This is a genomic window from Vibrio sp. 10N.286.48.C11 (assembly GCF_041469805.1).
Lineage (GTDB): Bacteria > Pseudomonadota > Gammaproteobacteria > Enterobacterales > Vibrionaceae > Vibrio > Vibrio crassostreae_C.
Window position 1 is genome coordinate 1 of sequence record NZ_JBFRLK010000132.1, and the last position, 12,795, is coordinate 12,795.

General features: G+C 43.0%; 7 protein-coding genes. All 7 read left to right on the top strand.

Annotated elements, in window-relative coordinates:
* The first annotated feature begins 431 nt into the window (after window positions 1-431).
* Complete coding sequence (locus AB4209_RS21800; protein ID WP_372057344.1) at window positions 432-629, top strand: hypothetical protein; 198 nt, start codon at window positions 432-434, stop codon at window positions 627-629.
* A complete protein-coding gene (bcsQ, locus tag AB4209_RS21805; protein ID WP_083190255.1) occupies window positions 626-1,408 on the top strand; it encodes a cellulose biosynthesis protein BcsQ in 783 nt (260 codons plus the stop codon). Before AB4209_RS21800 ends, bcsQ begins: the two co-directional genes overlap by 4 nt.
* A 3-nt stretch (window positions 1,409-1,411) precedes the next feature.
* Window positions 1,412-4,045 carry a UDP-forming cellulose synthase catalytic subunit gene (bcsA, locus tag AB4209_RS21810; protein WP_372057346.1) on the top strand — a complete coding sequence of 878 codons (2,634 nt, stop codon included), beginning with the start codon at window positions 1,412-1,414 and terminating at the stop codon, window positions 4,043-4,045.
* Complete coding sequence (bcsB, locus tag AB4209_RS21815) at window positions 4,035-6,329, top strand: cellulose biosynthesis cyclic di-GMP-binding regulatory protein BcsB (protein ID WP_372057348.1); 2,295 nt, start codon at window positions 4,035-4,037, stop codon at window positions 6,327-6,329. Before bcsA ends, bcsB begins: the two co-directional genes overlap by 11 nt.
* Window positions 6,326-7,435 (top strand): cellulose synthase complex periplasmic endoglucanase BcsZ, encoded by a 1,110-nt coding sequence (gene bcsZ / locus AB4209_RS21820; RefSeq protein WP_372057350.1) that lies wholly within the window; start codon window positions 6,326-6,328, stop codon window positions 7,433-7,435. Before bcsB ends, bcsZ begins: the two co-directional genes overlap by 4 nt.
* Window positions 7,426-11,199: a cellulose synthase subunit BcsC-related outer membrane protein gene (locus AB4209_RS21825; RefSeq protein WP_372057352.1), complete on the top strand. Its 3,774-nt coding sequence runs from the start codon at window positions 7,426-7,428 to the stop codon at window positions 11,197-11,199. The genes bcsZ and AB4209_RS21825 overlap by 10 nt, the downstream gene beginning before the upstream one ends.
* A gap of 312 nt (window positions 11,200-11,511) precedes the next feature.
* Window positions 11,512-12,765 carry a D-amino acid dehydrogenase gene (locus tag AB4209_RS21830; protein ID WP_372057354.1) on the top strand — a complete coding sequence of 418 codons (1,254 nt, stop codon included), beginning with the start codon at window positions 11,512-11,514 and terminating at the stop codon, window positions 12,763-12,765.
* Window positions 12,766-12,795 lie beyond the last annotated feature (30 nt).

Genomic DNA, 12,795 nt, shown 5'->3' on the forward strand with positions numbered 1-12,795 from the left:
CTAATTTAGGCAACAACGCCCTCTAAAGCTACGCAACTAATTTATGACAATAAAATGACGTAGATATTTTAATCAAGTTTGATCGAAAATTAAAATAGAGATATTATAATTTTTCAAAAAGTCATGTATCACACCGTATATCATAGTCATTGCTAATGGATGTTTCCATGTTATTGATTTTAAATATAGATATTTAATAAGCAGTTACAACTTGGCTTTAAATTGGTCATTACTCAATACCTAAGAAGACACCATCTATTAAATGGAACGAGTGCGAATCAAGGTTCCACGGTTCATTTTTTAAATTCTACTAAGATTCTGCGCATAGGTTTGTGCGTTAAATTGTTATCAGCGTAATGGATACAGACTTAAGGAATTGACAGGAACGTCTTTACCTCTGTGTTTTTGTGCTTTTATTTTGGAAATATCGAGTGGCTGAACCAGCAAAAGACATTAATTCGATCTACGCTTCATATAACTTAACTGAACATCAGTATATCGAAATGACAGAGAATGAGTCTTATACACAAGTGAAAAGTAAGTGGTTAGTATTTCAATCAAAGCGAGTCAACGATACCGAACATTTTGTTGGTAAAAAGCAGACAGGTTTAGAAGCGAAAGCGATATGAAACGTCTCGTTTTTGTTAGCTTGCGCGGTGGTTGTGGCTCTACGACTATTACTGCGAATCTGTCTCAGGCTTTAGTGAAGATCAATAAGCAAGTACTGGCGATAGATGCTTCACCAGAGAATTTAATGGGGCTTCATCTAGGCCTCATTAATGACGAGCACGACGGGTGGGCAGCAAAAGTGTTGCACAATCTTTCCTTATTTGAAGCTGGTTACCAGAGCCCACAAGGCGCGGTGTTCCTTCCCTTCGGTCAGTTGCCCTCCAAACAACAGAATCAATTCGAACAGAATAGAGCTCAGTTCCTGAACTCATTAGTTGAAACCACGTTAAATGCGAGCGAAGAGCAGGGTGAACAGTGGCAATTGTTCCATTCGCAGCTTTCTGATCTAAACAACCTATTGGCCAACGACGCTATTGATGCAATAGATGCGGTATTTCTTACAATTACGGCCGATGCACTTAGCTATAGCGCACTTCAATCGTGGATTCAAAATCATCCACTCTTTCATGACTTAGTCGCTATGGGTAAACTCCGAATTCTCATTAGTCACTATCAACCAGAAACTGAAGTAGGGCGTGATTTTATGTTGGTTTTGAAAAAAGAGTATGGTCGAATATTAGTGCCAGTACTGATCCATCGTGATACTGCCTTACTAGACTGTGTTGCTAACCTTACTACTGTTCAGCATTTTTCCCCGATTAGTCAGGCTGCTAAAGATTTTCAGTCTCTCGCTTTCTGGTGCGTTTCAACTTTTTCATCTAAGCAATCCCAGGGCTAACTTATGCGTAGCCTGAATTTGATTTTCCAGCGTTGGATAATAGACCAATTTAAATCCCAGAAGGTTGCCTATGAGCAATTCTGGAATTGCAGTGGTACAAGGGCTGGCGAGTTTATTTTGTCGGTTTGGTTTTCTTTGAGTTTTGTCTTTTTGAAACCAGTTATTGCGGGTATACCTACATGGAAGCTGCCTTTACATTTGTACCCTCATATCAACTTTGCTGCTCCGAGATTAGTTGATCCTGTTAGGTTTATGATTCAAACGCTGTGGCTTGTTTTTTTTAAGCAGACTCTTTGTGTTCTTGTGTCTAAGAAAGTGACTAAAGCTTTTAGTCAAGTCTCGGCTTGGCTTAAAAAAGTCTTTTATATACCGCTTGATCAAATATCTAAATTGGTTGTTTGGCTAGAGAAAACAGCGGATCAAACCAATGGCTCAGAAATACGCGAGCGAATGAAAGAAAGTAAATTAGCGATGTTTTTAAACTACACGCTGCTTTTCTTTGTTGTTTTTATCGCGTTGCTCTGTTTTACCGTCCCTTTCGGTTATCAGGCTCAAACTGTATTTATATTGTTACTCTGGGCTCTGGCCATGATGGTTCGTCGTATGCCAGGGCGTTTTCCCACCATGTTGCTCATTATTCTTTCTGTTACGGCCTCGTGTCGTTACTTGTGGTGGCGTTATTCGTCCACTCTAAATTGGGACGACCCGATAGCTTTGATTCTTGGTAGCATTTTGTTGTTGGCTGAAACCTATTCTTGGATCGTACTATTACTGGGCTACTTTCAGAATATTTGGCCTTTAAGTCGAAAGCCAGTTTCTATGACCAAAGACCATTCAAGTTGGCCTACTATCGATTTGATGATTCCAACTTATAACGAAGATTTGGACGTTGTTAAAGCAACCGTTTATGCGTCGCTTGGCGTTGACTGGCCAAAAGATAAATTAAACATTCATATCCTTGATGATGGTAAGCGCGACAGTTTTCGAGACTTTGCTAAGAGTGTCGGAGTTAACTATATCCGTCGTCCTACTAATGAACATGCCAAAGCTGGCAACATCAATTACGCATTAGAGCGTACTAGTGGTGAGTATGTCGCAATCTTCGATTGTGACCATATTCCAACGCGTGCTTTCTTTCAGTTGACGATGGGAATGTTCCTTAAAGATCCTAAGCTTGCGTTGATACAAACACCTCACCATTTCTTTTCTCCTGACCCATTTGAGCGCAACTTATCGAACTTTCGAAATGTGCCTAATGAAGGGAACTTGTTTTATGGTTTGATTCAAGATGGCAACGACCTATGGGACGCTACTTTTTTCTGTGGTTCTTGTGCTGTTTTAAGGCGTGAACCGTTAGAAGAGGTTGGGGGTATTGCGGTTGAGACGGTGACGGAAGATGCGCACACCTCTCTTAGAATGCACCGTCTTGGCTATCGCTCAGCGTATTTAAAGCAACCCATTTCGGCGGGCTTGGCTACTGAAACCTTATCTGCACACGTTGGTCAACGTATCCGTTGGGCTCGAGGTATGGCTCAGATATTCCGTGTAGATAATCCCCTTAAAGGAAAAGGGCTCAAGCTGTCACAACGACTCTGCTATCTAAACGCGATGATGCATTTCTTGTCCGGTATCCCAAGGATAGTGTTTCTAATTGCACCTCTAGCTTTTTTAATTTTGCACTCATATGTAATTTACGCTCCGGCGTTAGCCATTATTCTCTATGTATTACCACACATGGTGCATGCCAGTATGACTAATTCGAGAATGCAGGGTGACCATCGTTACTCTTTTTGGGGGGAAGTCTACGAGACAGTTCTAGCTTGGTATATCGCAAGACCAACTACTGTTGCATTGTTTGCTCCTCATAAAGGTACTTTTAACGTAACGGCTAAAGGCGGCTTAGTTGAAAAATCTCACTACGACTGGGTGATATCTAGGCCTTATCTCGTCCTCGTTGCACTGAATATTCTAGGGGCTGGCGTGGGTTTCTACCGTTTAGGGTGGGGGCCGAATGATGAGGTCGGTACAGTCATTGTGAATCTTGTTTGGACTTTATATAACCTCTTGATCTTGGGCGCCGCGGTTGCCGTAGCGGTTGAGGCAAAACAAGTCCGTAAAGACCATCGAGTCGAAGTCTCGATGCCGGTTGCTGTAAAGCTTAATACAGGGCATCTAATTCAAGCGGAAATGAAAGACTTCTCTCTAGGTGGGATTAGAGTAGAGATTGATGGTGTTGAGGATAGAACCTGTGAGCATTTGCTTGGCCAGTGTTTAGAAGTCGTACTCAAACGTGGTGGACAAGAGTTCGTTTTCCCAATGACCGTTGCCTATGCTTCTAAAGGTATATTTGGTCTTCAGTTGGAGCAACTGTCTCACCAGCAACAAATTCAATATGTCCAATGTACATTCGCCCGAGCTGATACATGGGCGAAATGGCAACAAGGGTATCAGTCAGATAAGCCGCTATCGAGTATGCGAGCCGTACTTCAGGTAGGGTTTAACGGCTATAAACGTTTATTGAAGCACAGCCCTAAATTTATAATGGATGGTGTGGATATATTTTTAAAGTGTTTCGAATTTATTTGGTCACTAAGACCACGCTATGTCCCAATCAGGACCCCAAGTCATGCTAAATAATAAAACAATAACAGCGTTAGCTGCACTCTCCATCGCGTGTTTGTCGGGCAACGTTGCCGCACAAAGTATTAAACAATATCAGTCAGAAATGTCTGCTGAGGCGTTACAGGTAGATAATAAAAATACCGCAGTAGTTAAACGCGTCATTCCATTTAGTCAACTTGGCTATACAGGCTCGATTGCGATTCAAGGAAGTGAGGCAAGTGCCTACGTCGGGTTCGGCTCTCGACTTGATGAAGTCGTTTCAAAGGCGACTTTGTACTTTGATATCACACCATCCCCAGCACTTCTCTCATTGGTTTCACACGTAAAAGTGTATTTGAACAATGAACTGATGGGTGTGACTTCTATCGTTGAAGGGCAGCAAGGGCAAAAGTTGAGTTTGTCTATGCCATTAGATACACGTTATTTCAGCAATTATAACCAAATACGCTTTGAGTTGATTGGCAATACAAAAACAGATTGTGCAAATCCAAATGATTCGAGTATTTGGGCTGAGATAAGTCAAAGTAGTCGAATTGAAATGTTTGTTCAGAAAACTTTGATCAAGAGTGATTTGAGCTTATTACCAGCACCGTTTTTTGATGTTCGTGATTTCAGTCAATTAGATTTACCTGTGGTTATTGGCGATCAATACAACCTTGATGATATCAAAGCAGCTGGTGTACTCAGCTCGTATTTTGGTGCATTAGCGAGTTGGCGAGGAGCACAATTCCCTTTGAGTCTGGATACCTTGCCAAACCGTAATGCAGTCGTGTTTATCACTAATGATAATAAACCTGATTTCTTGCGGGACTTTCCCGACACCGACGGCCCTTACTTACAAGTTATTACTCATCCGACGAATCCTTACGTGAAACTTCTTTTAGTCGTTGGACGTGATAGTGATGACCTGAATACAGCAGTTCAAGGCTTGGCGTTAGGCAACCAAATATTGACTGGACCAATCGCGAAGATTAATGAAGTTAAACAGATAAAATCACGAGTGCCTTATGATTCGCCTAATTGGGTAAGTACCGACCGTCCCGTGGCTCTATCTGAGCTCGTGGAGCAAAAAAGTGCGCTCCAAGTTGAAGGGCGTACACCTCCGCCGATTAGTGTCAGCCTGCGTTTGCCGCCGGACCTATTCACTTGGCAGAGTCGTGGTATACCGATGGACTTAAATTATCGCTATTCTCCACCAACCGACGATCACTCAGGATCTCGTTTGACGCTAAGTATTAATGATCAGTTTATTCAGGCATTCAACTTAACGACAGAAGGACAAGGTGGTGACTCTAACCGTGTTCGAGTTCCCTTGCTGGATGACAGTTTTTTGAGTTCGGACGACCGAGTAAGAATTCCAGCATTTAAAGTGGGTAGTAAGAACCAAATCGACTTTGAATTTGGCTTTGCTTCTGTGACGGATGGACAATGCCAAGTTACTCAACCTAGTAAGCAGTACGCAGTCGTTGATGGTGATTCAACTATCGATTTTAGTGGCTTCCCTCACTACATCGAGATGCCTAATATGCGTGCATTTGCGACATCTGGCTTCCCTTACACAAGGATGGCTGATTTGTCCGAAACTGCGGTAATTCTACCGAAGCATGCGCCGATAGAAGCACTGCAAACTTTTCTCAATGTTATGGGATCATTAGGCAGCGACTCTGGTTATCCGGGTGTTCAGGTAATGGTGACCGATCAATGGGATAGTGAATCTTTGGCAGACAAAGACATATTAAGTATTGGCGTTGCTAGCGAGCTTCAAGAGGCTGGCTATGACCCAGAGCAACTTAATCTTGTTATTGAAGCCGGACAGCGTCAAATTCGATTACCAAGTAAAAATGAGCAACAGCTTGGGATGAACTGGATGAACCCTTCCAATGCTAAACAAGACGCAACAGATTATGTTTCAGTTGAGGCTAATGGATCATTTGCAGCGATTTATGGAATGGAGTCTCCATTTACAAGTAATCGTAGTTTGGTATCGATCATGGCAGCGCACCCATCTGATTTTGCGTCAATAGATAGTGCTTTAAGTGATTCCGGTAAAGTACAACATATGTTTGGCTCCTTAATTACGCTCAGGAATGATGAAGTCGCGAGTTACAATGTCGGTGCTCACTACTATGTTGGTGAGTTGCCTGTTTGGCAGTTAATTTGGTATCACTTTTCTAGTCACCCGGTTCTTATTGCCTGCTTTGCCGCGTTGATGATGGTTATTGTAACTATAGTGCTGTGGAGAGTATTGCGTCAGGTCGCAGCCAAGCGTCTAGAGAAAACTGAGGGGGATGAACAATGAAAAAGTTAATCTTATTGCTATCGCTATTGATATCTCCTCAACTTATGGCTGCTACGTGTGAGTGGGCTCAATGGAGCAATTTTAAATCGACATATATTGATAGTGGTCGAGTAATTGATGGTAGTGATGAGCGTTTAATTACCACATCTGAAGGTCAGTCTTATGCTCTATTTTTTGCGTTGGTTGCTAATGACCAAGAAGCGTTTGAGCAAGTATTGAACTGGACTCAAACAAATTTAGCGGGTGGCGACTTAACTGCAATGCTACCCGCTTGGCTGTGGGGAAAGAGAGTCGATGGTCAATTTGGCATACTCGATGCAAACCCTGCATCAGATTCTGACTTGTGGATTGCTTATGCGTTGGGTGAGGCGGGGCGCTTGTGGGATAACTATTACTATCAATCTTTAGGGCATTTATTGGCAGCTCGTATATTGAGAGAAGAGTCGGTTCAACTTGCTGATGTTGGCACTATTTTACTACCAGCGCCTAAGGGATTTGATCTCGGTGATGATGGCTATCGTTTGAACCCTAGCTATGTTCCTTTACAGCTGATTGGCCGTATGCAGGAACTCTACCCACAATACTCGTGGGATTCGATGTACCAATCAAGTGCTTTAATGCTTGATCAAACATTGGCGAAAGGTTTTAGCCCTGACTGGGTGACTTTAAACGGAAAACAATTTACCGAAGATAAAGTCACGGGCTCTGTTGGGAGTTATAACGCAATTCGCACTTATTTGTGGGCGGGTATGCTCAATGAACAGAATCAACATAAAGCACAACTCGTTAATAGAATGCAGCCATTTGCTTCAGCGGTTAAACGATTGGGAGCACCACCACGTGAGGTTGATACAGTAACTGGCAAGTATTCTCAAAAAGGAAGCGCAGGGTTTTCAGCCGCCGCATTACCATTACTTGCTTCGATGGATAATTCAGAACTACTTGAAGCACAGGCTACTCGGGCTAAAAATGAAGTAGTGACTGGTAAAAACAACCATTACTATGACAATGTCTTGAGCTTGTTTGGTCTTGGTTGGCACAATGAGCGTTTTAGATTTGGCGAACATGGAGAGTTGCAACCAGCGTGGAGTAAGCAATGTCAGTAAGAGTAGGTTCTTATTGGCTAGTACCCCTTGCTATTGTGGTGAGTGGTCTTTTTTCTGTCGGTACGGCTAAGGCGATAGGCGTGAATTCAGCGCCTTTATCCAAGGCTCAGCTCGATCTTGTTTATCAACCTGTGCAACTTGTTCAGTTTTCTTCTTCACTTGCTAGAGTTGATTCTGTGGAATGGCTAGTCAACCAACTAAAGCTTGCTGATGCTATCGGTCGCGACGATATTGTAGAAAGTACTCTACAGAGGTTGTTTGCTATTGAAAGAGCCAACCTATCAGGGCTTTATTATCAAGCAACGATGCTCTTGAAGCGTAAGCAGCCGGAACTGGCTGAGCAAAGTTATCAGCGCTTAAAAGATATCGCCCCAGATTCCTCACAAGCAAGCTCTTTGTCTTCAATAATGGCCATTCAAGGTGAAAAAAGAGGCGATTATCAGCGAGCTAAGTTATTGGCTAAATCTGGCCGCTACACAGAAGCTATTAAAGCTTACCAAATCATTTTCCCTAACGGTATGCCTTCAGCTGCTCTTGAACTTGAATACCTGCAACTGCAAGCCAACTTAGATGGTAACTGGCGTCAAGTGAAGATTGGACTTGAACGTCTGAATGCTGACTACCCAGGAGTTCCTCAATTTCAGCTTGCATTGGCCAATCATATACGCAAAGACAATCCGGGTGATCGTTGGATTTTGGATACTTATCGACAACTAGCGTTGGCACCTGTTGTGGGAACGAGAGCGGCTACTTCTTGGTTAAGAGCCTTAGAACAACTGCCCATATCAAAATCAGTGACCGAGCAATACGCAATTCTGGCGAGTTACTATCCTTCAGATTTAGAGATTCAAAAAGCAAATCAAACGGCGAAGGAACGATGGAAACTAGAACAGGAATTACGTAAAGATCCCACTTACCTTGCAAAGCTGAAGGGATTAGAACTCCTCGAATTAGGCAAAACAAATCAAGCTGAAGCTCAGTTGCGCTATGCGCTCACTACTCGTCCTAAAGATCCAGAGATTTTAGGGGGGATGGGTAAGGTTTACCTGCGCAAGGGACAACAAGAAAAAGCACTAGAGTATTTTAAGCAAGCTCAACAATTGGACAAAAATCCAGATACCTCATCCAAATGGGCTACGCTGGTTGAAACATCTCAGTATTGGGCATATTTAGATCAAGGTGATCTCCAGTTAGCAAAAGGCGAAAGGGGCAAAGCGGAACGCTTATACCGAAAGGCGATAGCTCTCGATAACACACAACCGTATGCATTCGTTGCTTTAGGGGCTCTTTACCTTGAGGAAGAAAAATATTCGTCGGCAGATCAAACATACTCAAAGGCTCTAACTCTCGATAAGTTGAATGGGTCCGCATTGCGAGGGCGACTTGACGTTAAGATAAATCAGGGAGACTTGTCTGGAGCTAGAGAAGTAGCAAACCGCTACTCATCAACTCAGCAGCAAGTTGTTGAAGATAAGATTAGTAGTATCGATTCTGAGATCATTCTTATTCGCTTAAGAAACGCAATTGCTAACAATGATGATAAAGCTATGGTTGAGTCAGTCGAAGCGCTTATCCAATTAAACCCAAGCTCCCCTTGGCTTAGATTGGACATCGCAGGCGTTGTTCGTTCTATGGGAGATCAGCCTCGTGCGGATCAGTTGATGGAGGATTGGGCAAAAGAGGGCTCTGATCCTGAAATGAAGTTCGCTTATGCGCTTTATCTTGCACAGAGCTTTAGAGTTGATCGGGCTATAGCAGAACTGGAAAGTGTTCCAGAGCAACAAGTAACCAGTTCAATGCAGAGAACTCTTACTCGGTTAAAGCTAGACTCTAAGCTCCAAGGTCTTGACACGCGTTACCAAGAATCACCTAAAGCAGTCTCGGATCTGTTGAAGGGTTTAGAGATACAGTATCAAGGTCAGGTTCAAGCCTTGTCTCGCATTGCAGGTGCTTGGATAGATGTTGGTGAAGTACCAGAAGCTAAGAGAATCTACCGTAGCATCGAACCTTCTTCATTTATTTCTACCGATGAGCAACTTGCGTATGGTGGGCTGATGGTAAGTTTAACTAAATTTGAAGATTTTGATGCTTGGTTTGACGAACTAACCCCTAGTTTTGAAGCTCAAGATTTTAGTGCGTCAGAGTTTTTGCAGTTTGATGAACTAAGAACACGCCGTATTTTGGCTGAGGCTGACTTAATGCTAGAAAATGAAAGCTTAGATCGGTCTTTAGATCTTTACAGTAGGGTCTTGTCAGAATCTGAACCTTACAAAATCCAAGCTCAAATTGGAATGTTACGTGTCAGCGCATTAAATGGAGATACAGAGGTCTATAACCAATATCATCCCATCTTAAAGCAAAAGGCTGACTTCTTAACGGCATCACAATTGATGACCACGGCGAGTATATTTAATCAGCAAGGACACGTAGATGACGCGAATCAGCTCAACGCATTACTCGATAGCAAGGCAGATGCGGGTGTGCTCGAATACCGAGATGGTATGGCAATTGCGATGGAAAATGAACAGTGGCAATTAGCTGAAGAGAGAGCCTATCAAGCACTGAACAGTGACCGAATTGAGAAAGCAGAACGACAAAGCCCTGCAGAAACGACGACTCCTACGTTGCGAGAGTTGTACAATAATAGTGATGATTATTGGTTAACACGTAATGTGAAATCGGATCTAGATACATTACATGACCGTAGTGATGGTCACATTATTATTGGTTGGGATTACAGCGCCCGTGATGGTCAAAACCAATCGAATCAAGTTCCTATTGAAGCTAGATTGCCAATTGAAGAGTGGGACGGTCATTTGTTACTTAGAGCAGACTATGTATCAATAGATTCAGGTAACCTCGAATATTATGACAAATCAACGAATCAAGAAGTTACTTCGTTCCAAGATAGTGCATCGGGTATGGCTTTGGGGGTTGGTTGGCAAGCTAAAAACTGGAGTGCTGATATTGGTACAACACCAGTAGGTTTTGACCACACGACTTGGGTTGGGGGTGTTAGTGTTGATGGTGATCTAGGGCAGTTTGGTTGGACGGCAGTTGCCTCTCGTCGTCCAGAAACAAGTAGTACACTCTCTTACGCGGGAATGTCAGTTCCTTCCGGTACTCCCGATATAGAAGGAACTAAGTGGGGTGGAGTTGTAAGAACGGGAGTTAAGTTTAATACCAGTTGGGATATAGGGGGGCCTTATGGGTTTTGGAGTAGCCTTCAATATCACACGCTAACGGGTGAAAATGTCGAGGATAACAATCGACTTGGTGTTTTTGGTGGTGCTTATTACAAGTTGATTTCTAACGATCACGAGCGTTTGAGTATTGGAACAAACCTGATTTATCTTGGGTATGATAAAAACCTAGGTGAGTACTCGCTTGGTCATGGCGGCTATTACAGCCCGCAAAGTTATCTGTCGGTTTCGTTACCCGTCAATTACTACGGTCGATACGACAACACTTGGTCATATTTATTAAGTGGCTCTATTTCCAATTCATGGACGCAAGAAGACGCACCTTATCTGAGCCCAAATGGTACGTCTGAATCGGGTGGGGGTTTTGGTTCATCTTTTCAAGCGGCTGTTGAAAAACGCGTGAGTAAGCGTTGGTATTTAGGTGCATTACTGGATTTTCAGCGCTCAGAGTTTTACACACCAAACCATTTTATGCTCTACGCCAAATACACATTCAATGATCGTTGGCAGCCTATTGAATTCCCTCCTGCGCCACCGATTTTGTATAGCGATTTTTATTAGAAATTAATACTAAATAAACCTAAAGCGACTCAAGTGAGTCGCTTTTTTACATTGGCTTGATACTAATTACTCGTAGTACGCTTTGAGCTTAACTTAATTAAGAAGATAGTTCGTTTTAAAGTCTTTTAAGCCTTCTTGTATCACACTTCCAAACTGACGAATTCGTTTTTAAGTCGAATTGATGTTTTGTCAATGCCACCTCTATTGTTAAGTCAACACATGCGGAATAAGTTACAAATTATTAACGAAACGAGTTTTAGACTGACAGCTGTGTTCGACAGATTTGGCTTTGTCAGGCATTAGGGGAAGAGAATGGAAGTTATTGTAATTGGCAGTGGTGTTATTGGATTGACCAGCGCATGGTACTTGGCAAAAGAAGGTCACTCGGTCACGGTTATTGATCGTCAAGATAGCAGTGGCAAAGAAACCAGTTTTGCGAATGCCGGGCAAATTTCTTACGGTTATTCATCACCATGGGCGGCACCGGGCATCCCTTTGAAAGCGATGAAATGGCTTACCCAAGAACATGCGCCACTTAAAGTGAAGCCTTCTCTTTCTCCAGAGTTAATGTCTTGGGCGACTAAGATGCTCGCCAACTGTAATGAAGCCAAGTACGCACAGAATAAATCGCGGATGTTACGAGTCGCTAACTACAGCCGAGATTGCCTGACTCATCTAAGAATCAGTGAAGATTTGGCTTATGAGGGCCGGCAGAAAGGCACCTTGCAAGTATTCAGAAGCGAAAAACAATTGGACGCTATTCAGCAGGATATGAAGCTATTAACAGAGAGTGGAATCGAACACTCGCTGTTTGATGTTGAACAGTGTCTGTCAGTGGAGTCTGGTTTAGCAGACGTTAAAGACAAGCTGGTGGGCGGCCTGTATTTACCACACGATGAAACCGGTGATTGTCATCAGTTCTGTTTAACCTTGACCGAAAAAGCCAAGCAACTCGGCGTTCAGTTCGTGTTTAATACCGAAGTGGTTAGGCTCAATCATCAGAACCAAACCATAAAGAGCATTACGACAACTCAAGGTGAATTCAAAGCGGACGCTTATGTGGTAGCTTCGGGAAGCTACTCTCGTGAGCTGCTCAAGCAAGTGGATTTATCAATCCCGGTTTATCCAGTCAAAGGGTATTCGTTAACACTTCCGATCGTGAGTGCAGATAAGTCGCCGACCTCTACAGTAATGGATGAAACCTACAAGGTAGCGATGACTCGTTTCGATGACCGAATTCGTATTGCAGGGACGGCAGAGCTTGCTGGCTTCAATTATCTTATTCCTGAAAAACGTAAAGCCACGATTGATATGGTGATAAAAGATCTTTTCCCACAGGCGGGGGATTTCTCTAAGGCAGAATACTGGACAGGGTTAAGACCGATGACGCCGGATGGTACGCCTATTATCGGTAAGACGCCTATCAAGAACCTATTTACAAATACTGGACATGGGACATTAGGTTGGACAATGGCATGTGGCTCAGGAAAGATCTTGGCAAGCGTGGTCAGTGGCTCAGCTAGTGATATTAAAACTGATGACTTAAGTATCCACCGCTATTTGTAGCGAGATGATGCAGTGATAATTAAACAACCC

What these genes read in the sequence shown, in the direction of transcription:
- bcsQ (WP_083190255.1), top strand. Translation starts at nt 626, where the DNA reads ATGAAACGTCTCGTTTTTGTTAGCTTGCGCGGTGGTTGTGGCTCTACG.
- bcsA (WP_372057346.1), top strand. Translation starts at nt 1,412, where the DNA reads ATGCGTAGCCTGAATTTGATTTTCCAGCGTTGGATAATAGACCAATTT.
- bcsB (WP_372057348.1), top strand. Translation starts at nt 4,035, where the DNA reads ATGCTAAATAATAAAACAATAACAGCGTTAGCTGCACTCTCCATCGCG.
- bcsZ (WP_372057350.1), top strand. Translation starts at nt 6,326, where the DNA reads ATGAAAAAGTTAATCTTATTGCTATCGCTATTGATATCTCCTCAACTT.
- AB4209_RS21825 (WP_372057352.1), top strand. Translation starts at nt 7,426, where the DNA reads ATGTCAGTAAGAGTAGGTTCTTATTGGCTAGTACCCCTTGCTATTGTG.
- AB4209_RS21830 (WP_372057354.1), top strand. Translation starts at nt 11,512, where the DNA reads ATGGAAGTTATTGTAATTGGCAGTGGTGTTATTGGATTGACCAGCGCA.